Raw genomic sequence first — 20,788 nt, 5'->3', positions numbered from 1 at the left:
TTTTTTAAAAATTATAACAAGATAAGGTTTAAAAGAGTTTTTTTGTCTTAGTTTAGATAGTAAAAGAGGGTTTTCCTATAAAATAGCCTTGAGCATAATCCACGCCAATCTCTTCAAGAATTTTCAATATCTTCTCATTCTCTACATATTCGGCAATTGAGAGTTTATTAGAGCTTTTTATAATTGTATTTATATTTTTTACAAACTCTTTCATATTTTCATCTTTATCAAGTTTTCTTATAAAAGAGCCGTCTATTTTTATATAATCGACAGGCATATCATAAATATATTTTAATGAGCTGTAACCAACTCCAAAATCGTCTATTGCAAACTTAAATCCATATTTTCTAAGCTCTTTAATAAAGCCAATTCCCTTATCAATATCGTTTACAACTGCCGTTTCGGTAACTTCAAAAGTAATAAATCTGTTTTCTACTTTAAAATTTTTGCTCTGTTGGACTATAAACTCTATAAGAGTTTCGTCCAATATATCTAAAGCGGAAAGGTTTATAGAGATAGGAATTCTTTTTTCTTTAAAGACTCTAAAAGCCTTTTTTATTACTATTCTAGTAATTTTACCTATAAGATTGAACTTTTCTGCAAGTTCTATGAAATCTACAGGAGGTATAATTGTATTGTTTTTTTGCAACCTTACCAAAACCTCATATTTTACAATCTTCTTTTCCTTTGTCTTCCAAATAGGCTGAAAACACAAAAAAAATCTATCCTCTTTTATGGATTCTTCTATCTCTTTTTTTATTTCAGTTCCAATATTGGAAAAATATTGATACTCTTTTATGAAAAAATCTTTGTCACTATAAAAAACTAGATTATCTCCCCCTCTCTTTTTAGCACTGTATATAGCAGAGTGTAGATAATAGTTTAGTTTTTCTATATCGAAATCCTCTGTTAGTTTATAAGCTCCGGCACTTATTGTAAAATAGTAGGGAGAATGTTTTTTAATATCATTGCTTAGGTTTTTAAAAAAATAGAGGATATCCTCCTCTTTTTCAGTTTTACATAATGCAACAAATTCATCAGAAGTAACTCTATAAACACTTTTTGGACAATGTTTATTTAAAATCTCAGTGAAAAATCTCAAAACCTTATCGCCAATCGCAGTTCCAAACTTTTCATTAATATATGCAAAATTGTCTATATCAAATCTAACTATATAAACCCATTTTTTTAACTTTTTTATGTTTTTAAGGTCTTTCAAAAGTCTATATCTGTTAGGAAGACCTGTTAAATAGTCATATTCGGCCATTCTTTTTAGTTCATTCTCTATTTTTTGCTCTTTATTGATAAGATAAAAAATCATTCCGGCAAAAATAAACATTGAGCTATGCAGCAAACCTTCAATAAAAAGATTTCTCTTTTTTAAATTTTCTTCATATTTATAGATAGCAATTGTTAATTTATCTATAGTTTTAGTTAAATTTTTATTTATTATTTGAAAATTTATTAAAAGAGGAGTCAAGTTTCCTATAGAGTTGTATATGAGCATAGAATGATTATAAAAATTTTTCAATGCATTAGCTAACTTTTTGTCGTCTGTTTTGAAATTTTTAATAATATCTATTTTTTCATAAAACTTTCCGTTTATATTTTTGTCTCTTAAAAAAATCTGATATGAAAGTATCTCCAAGACTTCATGAATAGATTCTATCACTTTTTTATCCCGTAAACCTGATACCATAATCTCTTTTTCCAAAGAAGGAAGATATAAAAATGAACTCTTTATAACTGCTGATTCTTGTATAATCCTTTCGATTATATACATCTCTTTTTCAAACTTTTCATATACCTTTTCAAGTTTGTCTCTCAAACCGATTTTATCTACTAACTCATCTTTTTTTATCTCTTCAAAACTCTTTTTAAACTTTTTAATATTTTCAATTATGTCATCATAGTTTACATACCTATATCCTACTATCTTTTCAATCTCGTCGTTCAAAAAGTGGTTAAAACTTCCAAGATTGTCTATTTTATTTTCAAAACTAAAAAGTTTCGAAACATTTTCATAATCCAAAATCTTTTTAACATAAAGAGCGAAAAAAATTAGAAAAATAACAACAACAAAAAGTCTAATCCATTTAATCATTTACTTTTCCTGTCAAACATTTCAAAAACTCTGCTATCTTTTGAGCATTCTCATCACTTATATCTCTTCCAAGCTGTGCTCTAGCCATCCACTTTATAGCCTCTTCTAAAGTTTTAATCTTACCGTCATGAAAATATGGTGCACTTTCTTCTACGTTTCTAAGTGACGGACATTTTATAAACTCTTGATTGTTCTCATCCAAAAAATATCCGCGTTTAAAATAAAAATGGCCTCCCAAGCTTTTTCCATTATGACATGCAATACAACCATATCTTTTGAAAAGTTCAAAACCGCTTTTTTCTTTTGAAGAAAGCTCTTCATATCCTAAAAGATATCTATCAAACTTAGATTCAGTTGTATTGAGAGTTAAAAGGTAATTATAAAGAGCGTCAATAACAGCATCTTTGTTTATATTTTTATAAGCTTTTGAAAAAATCTTTTTTAAAAAATTATTACTATTAATATAAGCTACTATCTCATTAAAATCGGCTTCCATAATATTTGGATTTTTCATAACTTCTTCAATTTTCTTCTTTAAGTCATATTTTTTGTTTTTCCAACCGTATACATACTGAAATCTCAGATTGTATATTGATGGCACATTGTATTTCGTCTTTCTGCCAAATACTCCGGTTCCTTTTTCCTCGTTGTTTGCTCCACCATACTCTTTCTTATGACAAGTAGCACAAGATACTTTTTTATCTTTTGAAAGATTAGGATCATAAAATAAGATCTTACCTATTTTAGCTTTCTGTTTATCTACTATTAATCTTTTTGGAATAGGCTCAATAGGGCCTTTTGCAAACAGTAGAGAAAAAAATATAAAAGTAAAAAGAGCAACCCTCATCATAAACTCTTTAGCTCCTTTAAAATCTCAAATTGTCTATGTATGACATATCCAGAAATTACTTCCTCTCTTTTTATATCAGAGTGTGATAAAAACTCTACTCCAACTGAGACAAAATTACCTATTTTAGATATATGTCTAATTATCCCTTGTGTATTTACTTCTCCCGTAAAAAGTTTAAAATATAACTCGATAGTCAATCCAACCTTCAAATCTTTAAAGTCTTTCATCAAAATACCAACACCACCAACGGAAATATCTTTAATATACCCCTTATAGATTTTTCCTGAAAAGATTATCTTCGTTTCAATCTTCTCTTTTGGCTGAACTCTTACAAATTTTCTTTTTTCCTGAGCTATTTCCGTAAATTTAAAATTATAAAGAATTAACGTCTCGTTTTTTGGATTACTATCTAAAATATTTGCAAAAATCGATTTTGGGAAATATTTATGTTTCAAAAAACAACTATCTTCTTTTTTTAAATACCCGAATTTACCAGTTTTTATAGAAACTTCGATAGTTTTGTTTTTATTGTCTATTTTTAAAACTTTGCTTTTCAGTACCACTGGAAGCTCTTTATAAAAATCCAAAATCTCAAGTTCATCGTTATTTATTTTAATTTTCTCAAAGAGCGAAAGTATGATTTCATTGCTCTCTTCTTTTTTAGTTTCAAGATCTTCTTTGATTTCTTCAAGATAATCCATATACGCTTTATCAATTGTAGTTAAATATAAATCAATTAAAATTATTAAATTTTTCAGTTTTTCTATCGAGCTCTCCTTTTCTGAAAGATACAAAGCAAACATTCCTATGCTATTTAATAAAACTTTTATTATCACAGGATTTAGATTAATATCATTTTGTGCCATATTTTTTGATAGCAAATAGAGTTCTTTAAGAGGATTTTTTTTAAAACTAAATAGAAGTACATAAAGCTTTATACCGAAAGTCTCAAGGGCAGACATAGACATAAGGCCAGGTTTTGCAAGAGATATATTTTCCGCAAAAATCTTAGAAAACTCGTCTTTAAAACTTTCAAAAAAATCTTTTTCGTTCTCTAAATTCTTAAATATCTCTTCAATAGGAAGTTCCAACATTTTTTGCCTTAAATGGAAAACTAATGAACATAACTATTTTAACCATAAAAAAATTTAATTTTTCTTTAATCTTTAAACAATAAAGATTATATATAATTTCTATTAAAATTCAAATAACTTTTTTTTCTCCGATGTCGGGCAAAATAAGTTTTGCCTTAATATCTTCACGATTTTTTAGATTTTTAAACCAAGAAAGAAGTTCACTTGTAGATTGTGTAGTAAGATTGAAAGTACCATAGTGCATAGGAATGATAAATTCTGGATTCAAATCTTTTATCGCTTTAATAGTCTCTTTATGGGTCATATGACTACCGCTTATGACATACGGAGGATTTATTGGCATTATAACTATATCTATTTTTTTAAAAATATTTTTTATCTCTCTAAAATGGGTATTATAACCGCTATCTCCCACAAAAAAGATATTTTTACCTCTACATTTTATCAAAAAACTTCCCCACAATACTCTGTTATAATCAAAAATATTTCTTCTGTGCCAATGGTGTGCGGGGAGAAAAAAAACCTCGATATCTCTCTCTTTCAGATCATATTTCTGATACCAGCTTGCCTCTTGAAACTTTATATGAGGATTTGCTCTTTTTAAAAGCCGCCCCATCTTAAGAGGTAATAGTGCCATCTTTATCTGTGTTTTTGCATATTTTATACTCTTTAAATCAAGATGATCGTGATGACCATGAGATATCAAAAGATAGTCTATATCTCCTAACTCTCTTATATGATACGGAGCTGGAGTTATCCTTTTTTTCAAAGGCATCGTATGAAAACAAGGATCGGTCAAAAACCTTTTTTGGGAGCATTGTATCAAAAAGGAGGCATGCCCGAGCCAAATAATGAAATTCTCTTTTTCATATAAAAAGCTTCTATCTTTTATAATAGGCAAAGAACTTTTTTCAAATTTAATCTCTTTTTTTATAAACTTTTTTATAAAAGAAAAAACATTTTTAGCCTTAACAGAGATTTTTTGTTCTCTTGCACTAAATTCACCGGTAAATTTGCCTTTTTTATACGGAACTCCTCTAAAATCTGATTTTATAGTCTCTAATCTTTCGTTTAAGAGATATCTTGTTTTTTGCCCCAAATGTCGCCTTTTATGATTCTTTTATAATTGAAACCTCTAAATAAATAGAAATTGAGCGAAAGCTTTGTCATTTTAGCTTGAAAATTTTATGTTGGTCATAAGAGCAAAAAAGTGCGCTCAACCCCGAAGGGGCGCTCCCCTGGCGTAGGCTATGCAAGTTTGTATAAACGCCTCGCCGTGCGGAGCTACCAACGCAAAGCAGTTTGTGCTGGCTTAACGCTCCTCCCGTTCGCACTTTTTAATAAAATTTTCAAGCGTTGCCGAAAGCAAAAATGATAACTTGCTTGAGCGAAATTTGCTATTTATTTAGAACACTCAATTAACAATACTATAAAACCTTAAACAAAAATCCTTTTAGATATTTGGAAGTTGGTATATTAACTACATAAGGATGATCAATATCTTGGTATAGAACTTCAACTATTTTTAGTCTCTTTTTCGTATCTTTAGACGCTTTTAGCGCAATTTGCACCAAATCCTCTTCATATACATAATATGAGCAAGAAAATATAGCTATATATCCCTGATTATCTGCGATTTTCAAAGCATTTACCATTAAATCTTTAAAGCCTCTTAAAGCTCCCTTTTTTTGGTTTTTATTCTTAGCAAAAGAGGGAGGATCAATGATAATCATATCATACTTCTTTACACCTGCTCTCAAAACTCTTAAGTAATCAAAAACATTTTCGCATACAAACTTGCCCTCTACATTATTTAATTTAAAATTATTTTTCGCTTTTTCAATCGCCTCTTTAGAGATATCGACAAGCTCCACATCAGCATCCGCTTTTTTAGCCGCATAAAGTCCAAACCCGCCGATATTACAAAAGAGATCCAAAACTTTGGATTTTTGTTTAATATATCTGCTAACTATCTCTCTGTTTCTTCTTTGGTCAAGATAAAACCCCGTCTTTTGTCCGCTAGTTATATCTACGCTAAACTTTATGCCATTTTCTTCAAAAATGATATTATTAGGAACTTTTCCTACTATTTTAGGCTCAAAGACCTCTACCCCTTCCTTTTGCAAACTGTATCTATCAGCATCGATAACTACGCCTTTAGGTCTTAACACTTCTACTAAAGCTTCCAAAATAATATCTTTATATCTTAACATTCCAGCCGTATTTATCTGCAAAGATAGATACTCATCATATCTATCAACTATGAGTCCCGGAAGCATATCCGCTTCAGAGTGGATCACTCTAAAAGCGTTAGAGTATATATCGACTCTTTGTTGCAAAGCATCTTTAATACGCTTTATAAAAAAATCTTTATCTACATTTTGAATTTTAAAATCCAAAACTCTGATAGAAATAACACTATTTAGATTGATATACCCAATTCCTAGTGATTTTCCTTCTTCATCAACTATTTTTACCAACTCTCCCGCTTCAAACTTTTGATGATCGATTATATCGCTTCTATATATCCAAGGAAAAAACTCTCTCAAAGTTTTTGCCGCTTTTTTGTTAATAACAACTTTTTTCATCTCATCCTTTCATATACGGCAAAAGCCTGTCTATGCTCTTTAACATCGTGACATCTTATGATAGATGCTCCCTCTTCATAAGCCTTTAGATGTATCGCTAGAGTTCCTGGAAGTCTCTTTTCTACCGGAGTTGGAATTATCTTATCTATCATCGATTTCCTGCTTGCCCCTACCAAAATCTCACATCCAAATTTTTTAAAATTACTCAAACACTTTAAAAGTTCCAGATTATGTTCAACCCTTTTTCCAAAACCGATACCTGGATCTAAAACGATATTTTCTCTTGTTATACCAAACTTTTCTGCTTTTTCTATTCTTTTTTTAAAAAACTCCGCTACTTCTAGTACAACATCTTCATATCTTGGATCAATCTGCATTGTTTTAGGTTCACCTTTTTTATGCATTAAAACAACTTTTACTCCATATTTTGCAACCACTTTTGCCATCTCGTCATTTTCAAGTCCCGTAATATCGTTTGCGATAGAAAAACCTCTATCCAAAGCATATTCCACTATTTTTGGTCTGTAACTATCGATACTAAAATTGACTTGTTCAAAAAGCCTAGTTCTATAGATAAAATCGATTATATCTTTTACTCTCTCAAACTCTATATTTTCATCTACTTCATCACTTCCTGGTCTTGTGGATACCCCTCCAATATCTATAATATCGGCTCCATCCTCTATCATCTTTTCTATAGCTTCTAAAGCGCGTTCTCCTTTGAATCTGCTTCTAGGATAAAAACTCTCATCATTTGCATTTATTACACCCATAATCTTTAGCTCAAAATTACTCTTTTTGATATAACGTTTTAATTCTCTTGCCAACTCTTTTAATCCATATGGCTGTGCCAGCTCTTTTCTTGATAAAATCTCTATGTGTTTTTTAGTCCCTATTAGCAAAGCATCGCACTTTTTGAAACTGCAAGTAATAGCACCGTTTGGTAAAGCAAGATCCGCTCCAACAGAGAGAGCGTCTTGTTTTAAAATATTTGCCGCTCCTATATGAAGATCTTTGATATAAAAAAAATAAATTTCTGACTTTTTGGACATAATTTTAATACCGGGCTTATCAACACTCAATTCTTCCATAATTTTTACAATATCACTATTTGAAGAGATTCTCTTAATCTGCATTTTATTCCTTGATATTAGATATTAGTAAAATCTAAAAAGTACTTAATTATCTTCTTTTTGCTTCTAAAATTATTAAAAAGAGTGTTGTTAAAACATTTTGAACATTTGAATTTAATTCTAAAAGCCTTAAAGCTTTTGCAAATTGGTCTAGTTCTTCCTCTTTGAGTTTAAGATTACTTTCAAAAGAGCTTTTCAAAAGTGCTTTTACAACTTCTTTGGCCTCATCTCTTTGCATTTTTTTGCTCTCTTGCAAAAATGAATAAACAAACTTTAAATCTACATTTTTAATATCTATATCAAAAAGCTCTTTTTTTTCTTTTTTTAAAGAGACTATCGGGAGTCTCGATCTTATGGTAGGCAATAAAGAAGATTTGGCTTTCGTAATAACAATAAACACTACGTTAGAAGGAGGCTCTTCCAATATTTTAAGAAGGGTATTTTGAGAGTAGATATTGTACTTTTGGGCCGCTAGAACTATATATTTTTCCTTTTCAGTAGCGATATAAGCCTCTTTTATTGCATCTTTCGCATCTTCGATTTTAAACTCATCCCTTTGAATTATATGCAGATAACCAGGTTTTATACGTTCTTTAAAAAATTCGAGAGATCTTTCAAAATTATGGGTAACAATTATCTGGCTTTTTAGCTCAATCATATTTTAAGTTCAATCTCTCCAAATATAGTAGCATCTAGGCTTTTATCGAATAGTCTAAATAGTTGAAAAAGCTTTAAATCCAAAGTATCATCATAGGATTTTAGATAAAAGTTGTTTTGCATCTGCTCATCCATTATCCATAAAAAGCTGTCATCTTTTCTTTTTGCTATCATTGAACGAGGTGTATCTCCCTTTCCTATATACCAAAAAAAGTATTCCTCTTTGAAAGAGAGATTTATCATATCATAAAGCAACTCTATATCTTCCTCTTTTTTTATATTGTCTATATATGGGATTATATCTTTTAAAATATATGTAGGAACGAAAGGTCTATTTTTATTAGGCTTGTTTATACTATATAAAATATATTCGGCAAACCACTCTCTCTCTTTGTCTGTAATTAAAATGATACTATAACCAGAAACTATCTTTTCAAGAGCCGAAGAGGCAAGAGGTACCCAATCATACCTTCTCTCCTCCATCCAACTCATCATAGTTTCATCATACCTAATAGCATTAAGAGTCCATTTATCAAATTCCATCTGTTCCTCTATTTAGTAAATCATGACAAGTAACGGGTGATGAGTGATAAGTAAAAAATAATAAATAATTCACTACTCACTAATTACTCCGTATCATCTATATAACTCATACGCATCATGCAAAGCTCTAACAGCAAGTTCACTATATTTTTCATCTATTATCATCGAAATCTTAATTTCGCTAGTGCTAATCATCTCAATATTTATATTCTCTTTAGCCAATGTTTCAAAAGCTTTGCTTGCAACACCACTATGAGATTTCATACCCACACCCACAATAGATACTTTTGCGATACGAGGATCATAGTCAATAGACTCATACTCTTCTTTAAATCTTTCCATAATCTTTTTTACTCTCTCAAGTTCATTCTCAGGTACTGTAAAGTCCAAATTTGTTTTTTCATCTTGTCCAATGGTTTGAACTATCATATCTACATTGATATTCTCTTCAGCAAGCGCTTTGAAAATCTCAGCTGCAATTCCCGGTCTGTCCACAACTCCTCTTAAACTAACACGTGCTTGGTTTTTATCTAGTGCTATTCCGCTTACCAATGGCTTTTCCATGATATCTTCTTCCTTTGTTATGATTGTTCCTGGATTTTCGTTAAAACTACTTTTAGCCTCAATAATCACTCCCAATTTTTTTGCAAGTTCAACGCTTCTGTTTTGTAAAACTTTAGCTCCCAAACTTGCAAGTTCCAACATCTCGTCATAACTTATTTTGTCAAGTTTTTTGGCTTTAGGCTCTATTCTAGGGTCTGTAGTATAAATACCGTCCACATCAGAATAAATCTCACACTTATCGGCATTCAATGCTCCAGCAAGCGCAACTGCCGTTAGATCACTGCCTCCTCTGCCTAGAGTGGTAACTTTCCCGTCTTTACTGATACCTTGAAATCCAGCCACTACTACAATTTTGCCTTTTTGGAGCTCATTTTTAATCGGTTTTGGATCTATTTTTTCAATCCTTGCAGTAGTATGTGAGCTATCTGTAACAATTCCTGCCTGGCGTCCCGTCATAGCTACAGTCGGATAACCCATCTCATTCAAAGCTATCGAAAGCAAAGCTGCAGTCACTCTTTCACCTGAACTTAGTAAAAGATCCATATCTTCACGACTTGGAGTTTTGCTAAAATGTTTTGCATACTCTATAAGTTTATTCGTTTCACCGCTCATTGCTGAAACCACGACAACTACATCGTTATCCTCTTTTTTGGTTTTAGCAACCCTTTTGGCTACATTTTCGATTCTTTCAAGATTTCCTACACTTGTTCCGCCATATTTTTGAACAATTAGCATCTAAATCCTTTGTTAGTTTCAAGTTTTGAAGTTTCAAGTTTCAAGTTTCAAGACCTCCAACTTCAAACTTCTAACTTAAAACTTCAAACTTCTAACTTAAAACTTCAAATATACCCTTCTTTTTTAAAAAAATCTATAACCTTTTTATATATAGGTCTTTTGAAATAGGTTATGTGTTTGAAAAGATCCTTGTATGGCACAAATTTATACTCTCTAAACTCCGGTTCTTTGGTTTTAAGGTCTATTTTCGCACACGGTTTTAACCTTACAAGAAAATATTTCTGTTTTTGACCGTCATAAGGATACATCTTTTTTGCTATAACTTTAGGAAAATCGTAACTAATCCATGTTGGATATTCGGCTATTATCTCTATTTCATCAGTTCCTATCTCCTCTTTCAACTCTCTAAACAGAGCACTCTGGGGACTTTCTCCCTCATCTATCCCTCCTTGCGGAAACTGCCAAGCATTATCCACGTCATTTCTAAGAGCGATAAGAAACTCTACCTTTTGTGGATATTTATGTGACACTATAATAGCCGCTACATTTGGTCTATATCTTTTTTCGTTCATTATCTTTTATGGAACCTTTTTATAAAATTGTATTAGTTAAAAGTTTTGATATATTAACTTATAACTATTTAAAATCTAATTAGAATAGGTTAATAGTTAAACTACATTCTCAAAGAAAATATTTTTTTTAAAAGGATTAACTTGCTTTTATATGTTCATATACCCTTTTGCGATAGCAAATGTTTTTATTGTAGTTTTAACTCTTACGTAGAAAAGCATCATCTAAAAGTAGCATATATCAATTCTCTTTTAAAGCAATTAGATTTTGAATTAAAAAGATTTGAAGTAAAAAAGAAAAGTATAGAGTCAGTTTTTATAGGTGGAGGAACTCCTTCAACTTTAGATGCTTTGTATTATGAAAACTTTTTTAAAAAAATAGAACCTTATCTAAAAGAAAACGTGGAAATAACCGTTGAAGCCAATCCAAACAGTGCCAAACAAGAGTGGCTTACAAATATGAGAAATTTTGGGGTAAATAGGATAAGTTTCGGCGTTCAAAGTTTTGATAACAAAAAATTGAAATTTTTAGGAAGATCTCACAACTCAAAACAGGCAATTAACGCTGTTGAAAATGCCTATAGATGCGGATTTGAAAATATCTCGATTGATATCATCTACGAAACAGCTCTAGATACTGAAAAACTTTTAAAAAAAGATATAGACACTGCCTTTCGCCTTCCTATAAATCATATAAGCGCTTATGCACTCACTTTAGAAGAGAACACACCGTTTTTTGGGAAAAAAGAGGTTAAAAAAGATGATGAGTATATTGGCTATTTCATAGCAGATATGATAAAAGAAAAATTCGAACAATACGAAATTTCCAATTTCGGCAATTATAAATCTAAACACAACTTGGGATATTGGCAACACAGAGATTATATAGGCGTAGGTTGCTCAGCGGTTGGTTTTTTAAAAAATCGTAGATTTTACGTATGCAATGATATCGAAGAGTATATAAAAGAACCTCTAAAGATTTCAATAGAAAATTTAAGCAATGAAGATCTTATATCAGAAAAGATTTTTCTAGGTTTTAGAAGTATTGTTGGAGTAGATATAAAAATTTTGAATGAAAATATGCTAAAAAGAGCAGAAATTTTGAAAAATGAAAATAAGATATATGAAAAACAAAACAGACTATATAACAAAAACTTCTTTTTAGCCGATGAAATAGCTCTTTACTTGATAGGATAAATAAAGGTTTATAATACTCTTTATACTTTTGTAATCTCTTTTTATGTAGAATTTAACTCAAATTATCCTATATAAAGGTTTAAAATATGTTTGGTATGGGATTTACTGAATTATTAATGATTGCCGTAGTAGCAATCATCTTTTTAGGACCCGAAAAATTACCTAAATTTTTAGTCGATGTTGCAAAGTTTTTCAAAAGTGTAAAAAGAGCGGTAAATGATGCTAAAAACTCCTTAGAAGAAGAGATAAAAATAAGCGAGCTAAAAGAAGAGGCTTTAGAATATAAAAAGAAGATAGGAACTGTAAGCAAAGAGATAGAAAGTATTGCCCATTTAAGTGATTTTGAAGATGTTTTGGAAGAGTCTAAAGAGATTGAAGAAGCACTTGAAAAAAAAGAGGCTAAAAAAGAAGTAGTAAAGTTTAAAAAAAGAAAACCAGAATTAGAAGATAAGGATAAAGCGAATGTTTGAAGAGTTAAAACCTCATTTGGCAGAACTTAGGAAAAGGCTTCTCATATCTATAGCCACTATTTTTGTTATGTTTATAATCTGCTTCGGCTTTTGGGAGTATATATTAGATTGGATGATAATGCCCTTAAAAGAGGCTTTACCTTCCGGAAGCAACGTAATTTTTACAAAAGTTGGAGAGGCTTTTTTTACAGCCCTTAAAGTATCCTTTTTCGCCTCTATCATACTCTCTTTGCCTGTAATTTTTTGGCAGTTATGGCTTTTTATAGCACCTGGACTATATGAGCATGAAAAAAAGATGGTTCTTCCATTTGTCTTTTCGGCTACTCTTATGTTCGTATTAGGAGCTCTTTTTGCTTACTATGTTGTATTTCCATTTGGTTTTAGCTACCTTATAAACTTTGGAAGCCAACTCTTTACCGCACTTCCTAGTATTGGAGAATATGTGGGTTTTTTTACTAAACTAATGTTTGGTTTTGGTATTTCGTTCGAACTTCCTGTTATTACATTTTTTCTCGCAATGCTTGGTCTTGTAACTGATGAGAGTTTGAAATCTTTTTTTAAATATGCGATTATCATCATCTTTGCGGTTGCCGCTCTTTTAACACCTCCTGATGTTCTTTCTCAACTTTTGATGGCAGGACCTTTGGTGATTCTTTACGGTGTTTCCATTTTAATAGCTAAAATGATAAATCCTGCCCAAAAAGAGCAAGAAGACGAAAAAGAGAATGAAAACTCTTGATCCTTTAAAGGTAGATAGTTACGACTACTATCTTCCTCCATCGCTTATAGCTAAAGAACCAGCAAATCCTCCAGATAGTGCAAAACTTTTAGTTTACGATAGAAAAAAAGATAGTGTAACACACACTATCTTCAAAGAACTTGGCTCCTTTCTACCTAAAAATACCCATATAATCTTTAATAATACCAAAGTAATCAAAGCTAGAATATTTGGCAAAAAAAGCAGCGGCGGAAAAGTGGAACTTTTGCTTAATCGACCTTTAAAAAATCACACTTTTTCCGTATTTATAAGAGGAAAAGTAAAACCTAAAACCATTTTGCTATTTGATTTGGGGTTAAAAGCCAAAGTAATCTCTTTGGAAGAGGATGGAAGTAGAGTTGTAGAGTTTTACCTACAGGAAAAGAAGATAGGTTTTGAAGGACTTTTACACATTTTAGATAAAATTGGTCACATACCTCTGCCTCCTTATATCGACAGAGAAGATAAAAAAGAGGATGAAACAAACTATCAGCCCCTATTTGCCCAAAAAGCAGGTGCTGTTGCCGCACCTACGGCATCTTTGCATTTTACAAAAGAACTTTTGGAAAAGATCAAAAAAGAGTTCGATACAAAATTTGTAACTTTGCATGTAGGCGCAGGAACATTTAAGCCCGTAGAAACCGAAAATATAATAGAACACAAAATGCATAGCGAATATTATGAAATACCAAAAGATACTCAAAAACTTATAGATTCAGAAGCCAAAATATTAGCGGTAGGTACAACGGTTACCAGAACTGTAGAGCATTACACTAAAACCAAAAAACCTTTAGGTGAATGTGATCTCTTTTTAAATCCTTTAAATCCTCCTCGTAGAGTAAACCACATTTTAACAAACTTTCATTTGCCAAAATCTACTTTAATTATGCTTGTGGCTTCATTTATAGGGGTTGAAAAGACTATAGAGCTTTATAAACTAGCAATAGAGAAAAAGTATAGATTTTACAGCTACGGAGATGCGATGCTGATATTGTAAAAAGTTTAAAAGTTATTACTATTTAAGTTTTATACTTCTATAATAGATTAACCCTTACTAAGGAAGGAACATGAAAAAGATCATTATTGTCGGAGGAGGCTATGGCGGTATAAAAGCTTTAGAGACATTTGCACTATATAATGAAGATATAGAAGTAACTTTAATAGACCAACACACTTATCACTATCTGCAAACAGAAAGTTACGATCTTGTAGCTTCCAAAATTCCGATTGAAGACACATTCGTATATCTTCCCACTCTTGTCGCAAGTTTTGAAAAAAATTTCAAATTTGTATGTGATGAGGCTTTAGATATAAAAGAGAATATACTCGTATGTAAAAACAGAGAGTATGAGTTTGATTATCTTATCATAGCAACTGGAAGTGTTACAAAATTTTTGAAAGGATTCGAAGAAAAAGGAAAAAACTCATTGGGAGTTAAAAGCCTAAGGGCAGCACTTAAAGTAAAACAGTATTTCGAAAAAGAGCTTTTTGATAGACTAGAGCCCCAAATCGCCAAAAAAAGTTTCAATATAGTCGTAATAGGAGGAGGATTAAGCGGTGTCGAAATAGCAGCTGAAATGAGATCCTTTTTTAATAAATATTCTAAAAACAATGCTCTTACATGTGGAAATATACACATAAAACTTCTCTCTAAACATATACTAAAAGGGCAAAGCGAAAGCACAAGAAAAAAGAGTGTCCAAAGACTTACTGAGTTGGGAGTGGAGATTGTTAGAAATTATGTAAAAGAGATTAATGAACAAAGGGTTATTTTAGATAATGGTCAACATATTGATTTTGACTTTGCAATCTTCACAGGCGGGATTGAGCCATCACCGTTTATAAAGAGTCTAAATTTTCAAAAAGATGAAAAAGGATTTTTGATTGTTGACGAATATTTGAGAATTAAAGAAAATATTTTTGCAATAGGAGATGCGGCAAAACTTCTGGATAAATATGGGAAAACTATACCTCCAACTGCTCAAAGTGCCGAGCAAAGCGGGGTTTTGGCTGCAAAAAACACTATTTTTCATATAAGCGGAGAGCCTTTAGAAAAAGTAGATATTAAGCTAAGAGGTTTAGCTATAGCACTAGGTGGAAAATTTGCGATAGTTTCAACTCCCTTTGGATTTAACATATATGGAGTTTTGGGATGGCTTATAAAAAAAGGCATAGAGAAGTATTATAAAATACCTTTGAAAATTAAAGCTTTGAAAGGATATAAAATCTTGAAACTTTACAAAAAGGCTTTATGATGAAAATATTGTTTGTAAGACATGCAAAAGCTTTTAAAAGAGAAGAGTGGCATGATGATGATATGTTAAGACCTTTAAGTGAAAAAGGTATCAAAGTTAGCGAAGATTTTTTTGAAAAAATCTCTCATATATTTGAGATAGAGATTATCTTATCTTCAAAAGCATTAAGGTCTATACAAACCGCTAAAATTATTCACAAATATTATCCTAAGGCAATTTACCAAACCACGCCGCTTTTAAATCCGGGAGCATCATATACAGATTTTAAAACTTTGATAAAAGAGTATGAAAATTATGAGAATATAGCTCTTGTAGGACATGAACCGGATATTTCTGAAATTGTGGGTGAACTTTTAGGATGTAGTTTTCTAAGTATTGATGTTAAAAAATCCTCTATTATAGAGTGTGAAGGTATAAATCTAGAAGAGATGGAACTTAAATCTTTTCTATCTCCCAAACTACTTAAAAGATTAAATATTTAAAATGAGCACTGATACAGTATCTAGAGTTGCTATTTTAATATTTATCATCGTTTTTGTATTAGTAGGTACCTATCTTGAATTTAGAAAACCTAAAAAAAAGATCTCGCATCAAGAGATAGATAAAGACCAATTAAATAAAATCATTTTAGATTCTTTAAAAGAGGAAGAGAATGAAAATAGCCACATTTAATGTCAATTCGATTCGGGCTAGAAAAGATCTTCTCCTAAGATGGCTTACCGAAAAGATAGAACTTGATGTTTTATGCCTACAAGAGTTAAAGTGCGAAGATAAAAATTTTCCTTTTGAAGATTTTGAAAAACTAGGGTTTTTGTGTGAGGTTTACGGACAAAAAGCATATAACGGGGTAGCAATCTGCTCAAAACTAGGTTTTGAAAATGTTCAAAAAGGTTTTGGCGATGAGTACTGGGATAAAGAAAAGAGATTCATTAGAGCAAAGATCAAAGGTATAGATATATTAAACGTATATGTTCCACACGGCGATATTGAAGGAGATAGACACGCTTATAAATTGGAGTTTTACAGACACCTAAAAGAGTATATCCTAAACGGTTTTGATATTAGCGTAGATAAGATAGCATTAGTAGGAGATATGAATGTGGCTCGAGATGAGATAGATGTGTGGGAGCCTGAGGTGTTAAGAGGAACAGTGGGATTTATGGATGATGAGAGGGAAAGTTTTGAAGAACTTTTATCAATTGGACTGGTTGATTTATATAGAAAATTTCATCCAAAAAAACATGGATTTACCTGGTGGGATTATAGAAACGCTGCTGTTTGGAGAGATGAGGGAATGAGGATAGATTATATTTTGACTTCTCCTATTTTAACTTTAAATTCTAAAAACATAGAAGTAGATATGTGGACGAGACGCAGACGTAAACCTACCCCTAGCGATCATGCACCAGTAGTTGCGGTCTTTGAAATATAATAATAAATCATCGAAATAATCTCCTATAGCTTATATATACTTTAAAAATATTCAGAGTAGAAAAATCAAGATACTTTTTTATTATCTTTCATACACTCTTTGCATATTCCTTGAATAGAAATATTAACCTCGTTTATACTAAACTCTTTATCTATCTCTTGATAAATACATGATGTATTTATTTCAATATCTAAAACTTTTTGACAGCTTTCACAAAAAAAATGAGCATGTCTATTTTTTGTAATCTCATATTTTGTTTTTATTCCTGGAAGTTTAACTTCATGTAAAAGACCTTTTTGAACCATCGAATTTATATTTTTATATATCGTTGCGGTAGATATAGTAGGAATGACGCTCTTAACTCTACTTTCTAGCTCTTCTATACTCAAATGTCCCGCCTTTTGCAACTCTCTTAAAAAAATAACTCTTTGTGGTGTTGCTTTAAGATCATACTTTTTTAGTAGATTAGAAAAATCTAATTCTTGCATAAATTCCCCTCTTTTACTTTTAAATCAAGATTTTTAACATATTATCATTTAATATCTCTTGACTATAGATATTTAACACTTAAACCTATATATACTATAAACTTACAATTTTGTCAAATAATATATATTATTTGACACAAAATTTTTTAGTTGATATTTTTTCTTATTTAATACTAAATTAAGCAACATAATGCAATACTTTCTAAAAGGATAAATTTTTTCCTTTAATTTTTGTCTGTTAAACAATAATAAAATAGGAGAGAAAAATGGCAAGAAAAGGTATAAGTATACTAAAAGGAATTGATGCAAATGAAGTTATTGCACTTTTAAGCAAAGCATATGCTGACGAATGGTTGGCATATTATCAATATTTTATAGAGTCTAAAGTAATAAAAGGTATTATGAAAGATTCAGTTGTAGCAGAACTAAATCAACATGCGGCAGATGAGCTTAGACATGCAACTATGATAGCAGATAGGATTTTACAGCTTGGTGGAACACCTTTACTTCATCCAAAAGATTGGTTTTCTTATGCAAACTGCAGTTATGAAGCCCCTACAAATCCTGATGTTTTAAACATATTGGACCAAGCCATCAAAGGTGAGCAGTGTGCAATTGATATCTACTCTAAATTGGCTGAAATGACTCAAGGAAAAGATATAGTGACCTATGATATAGTATCTTCCATTTTAGCCGATGAAGTTGAGCATGAAGAAGATTTACAAGCACTTTATGAAGATATCAGCGAATTTATCGAACAGTTTAAAAGATAACTGTTCGTAAAACTTTAAAATCTGAAAACTCTTTTAAATCTAGTTTTTTAGCTAAAACGGGATTTATAATATAAAATCCAAATTCAACTTTTATAACGTCTTTTTCTTTAGGAATATACTCAAAAGTCACATTTTTACTCTCTTTTGCTTTTAACGTAGTATCTTTTAAAATCTCAGTAGCCTCCCAAAGTGGAGCTTTCTTACCGTTTTTGCCGTAAATCTTTAAAAATCTCTTCTCAAACTCTGCTATTTTTTTTCCCTTATTTGTTATAGTTACCTTTAAAGCAGCAACTCTCATAGGATGTAAAAAAATATTATGCGGTGCTCTGTTTTTTATCTTTATAGTTAAAAACTTATCTTTTTTAATACTTAACTCTATATATTTGCTCAAAAACTCTGGAGTGTTGAAAACTCCGCTAAACCCATGATACCTATGAATTTTAGTATCTATATGATTTACAAAACTTCCGCCAACCTTTGGCATATGACAAGTTATACAGTTTTCCTTACTGCTATCCTCAAACTCCGTTTTACATATAAGGAAATCTTTTTGGTTTCGCTTATGAGAATGACATCCTAAACAGACTTTACCGTTTTTAAAAAGTTCATTGGTAGTATCAATAGTATGATAAGGAGAGCCGCTTCTAGATACGAAAACACCTTTTTTTATACTATACTCTTTAACTCCCTCTATATTTTTATCATCGGCGTAAAAATATCTTTTTTTATCGTTAATAATATTTTGATTCATTTTAGCATGCTCTTTTATATCTTTAATCCTATGACAGTAAGAGCATGAAATCGCCTCTTGTTGTCCTTTGCTATCACTTTTAGGCATAGCTTTTTGTGAAGACTCACACTTATTTAACAGCTCTTTATCAGTAGGAGTATGACATTTTGCACACTGATATCTCTCTTTTTTTGAAAGAGGGTGAATCGAAAATATTTTTCTGTGTATCTTATCTCTAAAAATAGTAGATTTAAAATGCATTGAACTCACATACTCTTTATATATCAGAGGATGGCAAGCTTTACATACCTTATTTGCGGTAAACTCTTCCGCTAAAATAGAGATAGTTAAAATTAGAAGCAATAAAAAACTCTTTTTCATTTTACTATTTCCTAAAATTTTTTTGTGATATTATAAAAAAATATATTTTAGTGATTGATAAATATTAAAAATCGGCTATCCCAATATAACGGGTATTTTCATACGTTTTTTGCCTCTTAAAACTTCTATAACAACTTCATCTCCTATAGATTTTTCATCGAGATACTCTTCCAACTCTTTAAAAGTAGCCACTTTTTTTCCATCTATAGCGGTTATAATATCTCCAAACATTATAGAACCGTCCGCATAGATTTTTGCGGGAACCAATCCTACTTTAAAAGCACCGCTTCCAGGTTGTACTCCTAAAACAGCCACTCCCTCAATACCGAATCTCTTTTTTAAAAGAGCATTCATCCTATCATCACTCTCTATCCCAAGAGTAGGTTTTATATATTTACCATAAGCAATAAGCTGAGATACGACTCTATTTACCAGATCAACAGGTATAGCAAAGCCTATACCGGCATTCGCTCCACTAGGACTATAAATAGCGGTATTGACACCTATAACTCTTCCAGCGCTATCTAGTAAAGGCCCTCCTGAATTTCCGGGATTTATCGCCGCATCAGTTTGGATTGCATGTTTTATTTTTACTCCCTCTCCCTCATCTATAACTCTATCCAAAGCAGAAATTATTCCTGTAGTCATAGTCCAATCTAAACCGAAAGGATTTCCTATGGCATAAACTATCTGCCCTACTCTTAAATCTTTGCTACTACCAATAATAACCGGCTTCATAACCCCGGGAATAGGTTTTATTTTTAAAACAGCTAGATCGTGGCTAGGATCTGCACCAACTAAAACTGCATCGTAATCTTGACCGTTACTAAGTCTTACTCTAGCTTCACTTGCTCCCTCTATAACGTGATAGTTTGTCACTATATGTCCAAACTCATCCCAAATAAACCCGCTACCTGTTCCTCTTGGCACGTTAAATACGCTAAGACTCCAATAATCCACAACGGTTTGTAGTGTTGATATGTATACAACACTATCTTTGTTTTTTTCAAAAATCTCTATATTTGTTTTCTCTATGGAACTGAGCTCACCTCTTGGAGTTACAGGTTTAGGTTTTGCAGATATCAAAACTTCCAAAAAAGGAATCATTTCCCAAACAATCATCAAAAGCATCAAAGCAAGTGTAAATGTTAAAACTCTTTTATAAAAATTCACCTTTATCCCTCTTTTTTTAAGAAATTTTACTAAAAATAGGCTTTATAAAAACAAAAAATTTAATTAGGACAATTTAAGTCCTATTTAAGCAATAATGAGTATAATTCTCATGTTCAAATAAAAAAACAAGGAGATGTTATGAAAAAGATAGTTTTAGGTTTGGTTACATTTGCAGCGGTAAGTTTCGCAGGAGAGTATCTTAATCCATACTGGTTCCAAGATGGCGAGAAAGAGATGATCAAAAAAGATTATATCGAATCAAAAACAAGCCAACAAAAAACTTCCAAAAAGTAAA

The 20,788-nt window shown here is 31.2% G+C and carries 23 protein-coding genes; 10 read left to right on the top strand and 13 right to left on the bottom strand.

What is annotated here, in order from left to right; genetic code table 11:
• Positions 1-52 precede the first annotated feature (52 nt).
• The 10 genes from NIL_RS03285 to NIL_RS03240 form a co-directional block, all read right to left on the bottom strand.
• Positions 53-2,104 carry an EAL domain-containing protein gene (locus tag NIL_RS03285; protein WP_187648196.1) on the bottom strand — a complete coding sequence of 684 codons (2,052 nt, stop codon included), beginning with the start codon at positions 2,102-2,104 and terminating at the stop codon, positions 53-55.
• Positions 2,097-2,954, bottom strand: coding sequence for a cytochrome-c peroxidase (locus NIL_RS03280; RefSeq protein ID WP_187648195.1), 858 nt, complete (start codon positions 2,952-2,954; stop codon positions 2,097-2,099). The genes NIL_RS03285 and NIL_RS03280 overlap by 8 nt, the downstream gene beginning before the upstream one ends.
• Positions 2,951-4,048, bottom strand: coding sequence for a PilZ domain-containing protein (locus NIL_RS03275; protein ID WP_187648194.1), 1,098 nt, complete (start codon positions 4,046-4,048; stop codon positions 2,951-2,953). Before NIL_RS03275 ends, NIL_RS03280 begins: the two co-directional genes overlap by 4 nt.
• Positions 4,049-4,157: 109 nt before the next feature.
• Positions 4,158-5,147 carry an MBL fold metallo-hydrolase gene (locus tag NIL_RS03270; protein ID WP_187648193.1) on the bottom strand — a complete coding sequence of 330 codons (990 nt, stop codon included), beginning with the start codon at positions 5,145-5,147 and terminating at the stop codon, positions 4,158-4,160.
• Between the two features lie 328 nt (positions 5,148-5,475).
• The gene (locus tag NIL_RS03265) at positions 5,476-6,636 is read right to left on the bottom strand and encodes a class I SAM-dependent rRNA methyltransferase (protein ID WP_187648192.1); all 1,161 of its coding nucleotides are present in this window, start codon (positions 6,634-6,636) and stop codon (positions 5,476-5,478) included.
• A complete protein-coding gene (folP, locus tag NIL_RS03260; protein ID WP_187648191.1) occupies positions 6,633-7,772 on the bottom strand; it encodes a dihydropteroate synthase in 1,140 nt (379 codons plus the stop codon). Before folP ends, NIL_RS03265 begins: the two co-directional genes overlap by 4 nt.
• Positions 7,773-7,818: 46 nt before the next feature.
• Positions 7,819-8,427 (bottom strand): DNA polymerase III subunit delta', encoded by a 609-nt coding sequence (locus NIL_RS03255; protein ID WP_187648190.1) that lies wholly within the window; start codon positions 8,425-8,427, stop codon positions 7,819-7,821.
• Positions 8,424-8,969 carry a HobA family DNA replication regulator gene (locus NIL_RS03250; protein WP_187648189.1) on the bottom strand — a complete coding sequence of 182 codons (546 nt, stop codon included), beginning with the start codon at positions 8,967-8,969 and terminating at the stop codon, positions 8,424-8,426. The genes NIL_RS03255 and NIL_RS03250 overlap by 4 nt, the downstream gene beginning before the upstream one ends.
• Before the next feature lie 93 nt (positions 8,970-9,062).
• Complete coding sequence (locus NIL_RS03245) at positions 9,063-10,268, bottom strand: aspartate kinase (protein WP_187648188.1); 1,206 nt, start codon at positions 10,266-10,268, stop codon at positions 9,063-9,065.
• A 104-nt stretch (positions 10,269-10,372) separates the two neighbouring features.
• Positions 10,373-10,843: an RNA pyrophosphohydrolase gene (locus NIL_RS03240; protein ID WP_187648575.1), complete on the bottom strand. Its 471-nt coding sequence runs from the start codon at positions 10,841-10,843 to the stop codon at positions 10,373-10,375.
• A gap of 138 nt (positions 10,844-10,981) precedes the next feature.
• Between NIL_RS03240 and hemW the strand changes: the two genes are divergently transcribed.
• The 8 genes from hemW (at position 10,982) to xth (ending at position 16,948) form a co-directional block, all read left to right on the top strand.
• The gene (gene hemW, locus NIL_RS03235) at positions 10,982-12,034 is read left to right on the top strand and encodes a radical SAM family heme chaperone HemW (protein WP_187648187.1); all 1,053 of its coding nucleotides are present in this window, start codon (positions 10,982-10,984) and stop codon (positions 12,032-12,034) included.
• An 86-nt stretch (positions 12,035-12,120) separates the two neighbouring features.
• Complete coding sequence (gene tatB / locus NIL_RS03230) at positions 12,121-12,504, top strand: Sec-independent protein translocase protein TatB (protein WP_187648186.1); 384 nt, start codon at positions 12,121-12,123, stop codon at positions 12,502-12,504.
• The gene (gene tatC, locus NIL_RS03225) at positions 12,497-13,243 is read left to right on the top strand and encodes a twin-arginine translocase subunit TatC (protein ID WP_187648185.1); all 747 of its coding nucleotides are present in this window, start codon (positions 12,497-12,499) and stop codon (positions 13,241-13,243) included. Before tatB ends, tatC begins: the two co-directional genes overlap by 8 nt.
• Positions 13,230-14,258, top strand: coding sequence for a tRNA preQ1(34) S-adenosylmethionine ribosyltransferase-isomerase QueA (gene queA, locus NIL_RS03220; protein WP_187648184.1), 1,029 nt, complete (start codon positions 13,230-13,232; stop codon positions 14,256-14,258). Before tatC ends, queA begins: the two co-directional genes overlap by 14 nt.
• Positions 14,259-14,328: 70 nt before the next feature.
• A complete protein-coding gene (locus NIL_RS03215; protein ID WP_187648183.1) occupies positions 14,329-15,516 on the top strand; it encodes an NAD(P)/FAD-dependent oxidoreductase in 1,188 nt (395 codons plus the stop codon).
• Positions 15,516-15,998, top strand: coding sequence for a SixA phosphatase family protein (locus tag NIL_RS03210; protein ID WP_187648182.1), 483 nt, complete (start codon positions 15,516-15,518; stop codon positions 15,996-15,998). Before NIL_RS03215 ends, NIL_RS03210 begins: the two co-directional genes overlap by 1 nt.
• 1 nt (position 15,999) lies before the next feature.
• Positions 16,000-16,188: a hypothetical protein gene (locus NIL_RS03205; RefSeq protein ID WP_187648181.1), complete on the top strand. Its 189-nt coding sequence runs from the start codon at positions 16,000-16,002 to the stop codon at positions 16,186-16,188.
• Positions 16,169-16,948: an exodeoxyribonuclease III gene (gene xth / locus NIL_RS03200; protein ID WP_187648180.1), complete on the top strand. Its 780-nt coding sequence runs from the start codon at positions 16,169-16,171 to the stop codon at positions 16,946-16,948. Before NIL_RS03205 ends, xth begins: the two co-directional genes overlap by 20 nt.
• A 65-nt stretch (positions 16,949-17,013) precedes the next feature.
• Here xth and NIL_RS03195 read toward each other — a convergent pair whose 3' ends face one another.
• A complete protein-coding gene (locus NIL_RS03195) occupies positions 17,014-17,436 on the bottom strand; it encodes a Fur family transcriptional regulator (RefSeq protein WP_187648179.1) in 423 nt (140 codons plus the stop codon).
• A gap of 266 nt (positions 17,437-17,702) precedes the next feature.
• On the opposite strand from NIL_RS03195, the gene NIL_RS03190 reads away from it, so the two are divergent.
• On the top strand, positions 17,703-18,209 hold the full coding sequence (locus NIL_RS03190; protein ID WP_187648178.1) for a ferritin-like domain-containing protein: 507 nt from the start codon (positions 17,703-17,705) through the stop codon (positions 18,207-18,209).
• Here the strand turns inward: NIL_RS03190 and NIL_RS03185 are convergent.
• Together NIL_RS03185 and NIL_RS03180 are read right to left on the bottom strand one after the other, a co-directional pair.
• Positions 18,199-19,320, bottom strand: a complete 1,122-nt coding sequence (locus tag NIL_RS03185) for a multiheme c-type cytochrome (RefSeq protein WP_187648177.1) — start codon at positions 19,318-19,320, stop codon at positions 18,199-18,201. The genes NIL_RS03190 and NIL_RS03185 overlap by 11 nt on opposite strands.
• Before the next feature lie 75 nt (positions 19,321-19,395).
• A complete protein-coding gene (locus NIL_RS03180) occupies positions 19,396-20,499 on the bottom strand; it encodes a S1C family serine protease (protein WP_370686705.1) in 1,104 nt (367 codons plus the stop codon).
• 132 nt (positions 20,500-20,631) lie between these two features.
• Here NIL_RS03180 and NIL_RS03175 point away from each other — a divergent pair, with 132 nt between their 5' ends.
• A complete protein-coding gene (locus tag NIL_RS03175) occupies positions 20,632-20,787 on the top strand; it encodes a hypothetical protein (RefSeq protein ID WP_187648176.1) in 156 nt (51 codons plus the stop codon).
• The last annotated feature ends 1 nt before the right edge of the window (position 20,788 follow it).

This window comes from Nitrosophilus labii, assembly GCF_014466985.1.
GTDB classification, from domain to species: domain Bacteria; phylum Campylobacterota; class Campylobacteria; order Campylobacterales; family Nitratiruptoraceae; genus Nitrosophilus_A; species Nitrosophilus_A labii.
The sequence above is the reverse complement of the archived record's forward strand: the minus strand, read 5'-3'. Positions and strand labels throughout refer to the sequence as shown.

What these genes read in the sequence shown, in the direction of transcription:
- xth (WP_187648180.1), top strand. Translation starts at nt 16,169, where the DNA reads ATGAAAATAGCCACATTTAATGTCAATTCGATTCGGGCTAGAAAAGAT.
- tatC (WP_187648185.1), top strand. Translation starts at nt 12,497, where the DNA reads ATGTTTGAAGAGTTAAAACCTCATTTGGCAGAACTTAGGAAAAGGCTT.
- NIL_RS03190 (WP_187648178.1), top strand. Translation starts at nt 17,703, where the DNA reads ATGGCAAGAAAAGGTATAAGTATACTAAAAGGAATTGATGCAAATGAA.
- folP (WP_187648191.1), bottom strand. Translation starts at nt 7,772, where the DNA reads ATGCAGATTAAGAGAATCTCTTCAAATAGTGATATTGTAAAAATTATG.
- NIL_RS03265 (WP_187648192.1), bottom strand. Translation starts at nt 6,636, where the DNA reads ATGAAAAAAGTTGTTATTAACAAAAAAGCGGCAAAAACTTTGAGAGAG.
- NIL_RS03280 (WP_187648195.1), bottom strand. Translation starts at nt 2,954, where the DNA reads ATGATGAGGGTTGCTCTTTTTACTTTTATATTTTTTTCTCTACTGTTT.
- NIL_RS03250 (WP_187648189.1), bottom strand. Translation starts at nt 8,969, where the DNA reads ATGGAATTTGATAAATGGACTCTTAATGCTATTAGGTATGATGAAACT.
- NIL_RS03205 (WP_187648181.1), top strand. Translation starts at nt 16,000, where the DNA reads ATGAGCACTGATACAGTATCTAGAGTTGCTATTTTAATATTTATCATC.
- NIL_RS03185 (WP_187648177.1), bottom strand. Translation starts at nt 19,320, where the DNA reads ATGAAAAAGAGTTTTTTATTGCTTCTAATTTTAACTATCTCTATTTTA.
- NIL_RS03275 (WP_187648194.1), bottom strand. Translation starts at nt 4,048, where the DNA reads ATGTTGGAACTTCCTATTGAAGAGATATTTAAGAATTTAGAGAACGAA.
- tatB (WP_187648186.1), top strand. Translation starts at nt 12,121, where the DNA reads ATGTTTGGTATGGGATTTACTGAATTATTAATGATTGCCGTAGTAGCA.
- NIL_RS03255 (WP_187648190.1), bottom strand. Translation starts at nt 8,427, where the DNA reads ATGATTGAGCTAAAAAGCCAGATAATTGTTACCCATAATTTTGAAAGA.
- NIL_RS03245 (WP_187648188.1), bottom strand. Translation starts at nt 10,268, where the DNA reads ATGCTAATTGTTCAAAAATATGGCGGAACAAGTGTAGGAAATCTTGAA.
- queA (WP_187648184.1), top strand. Translation starts at nt 13,230, where the DNA reads ATGAAAACTCTTGATCCTTTAAAGGTAGATAGTTACGACTACTATCTT.
- NIL_RS03195 (WP_187648179.1), bottom strand. Translation starts at nt 17,436, where the DNA reads ATGCAAGAATTAGATTTTTCTAATCTACTAAAAAAGTATGATCTTAAA.
- NIL_RS03210 (WP_187648182.1), top strand. Translation starts at nt 15,516, where the DNA reads ATGAAAATATTGTTTGTAAGACATGCAAAAGCTTTTAAAAGAGAAGAG.
- NIL_RS03285 (WP_187648196.1), bottom strand. Translation starts at nt 2,104, where the DNA reads ATGATTAAATGGATTAGACTTTTTGTTGTTGTTATTTTTCTAATTTTT.
- NIL_RS03215 (WP_187648183.1), top strand. Translation starts at nt 14,329, where the DNA reads ATGAAAAAGATCATTATTGTCGGAGGAGGCTATGGCGGTATAAAAGCT.
- NIL_RS03175 (WP_187648176.1), top strand. Translation starts at nt 20,632, where the DNA reads ATGAAAAAGATAGTTTTAGGTTTGGTTACATTTGCAGCGGTAAGTTTC.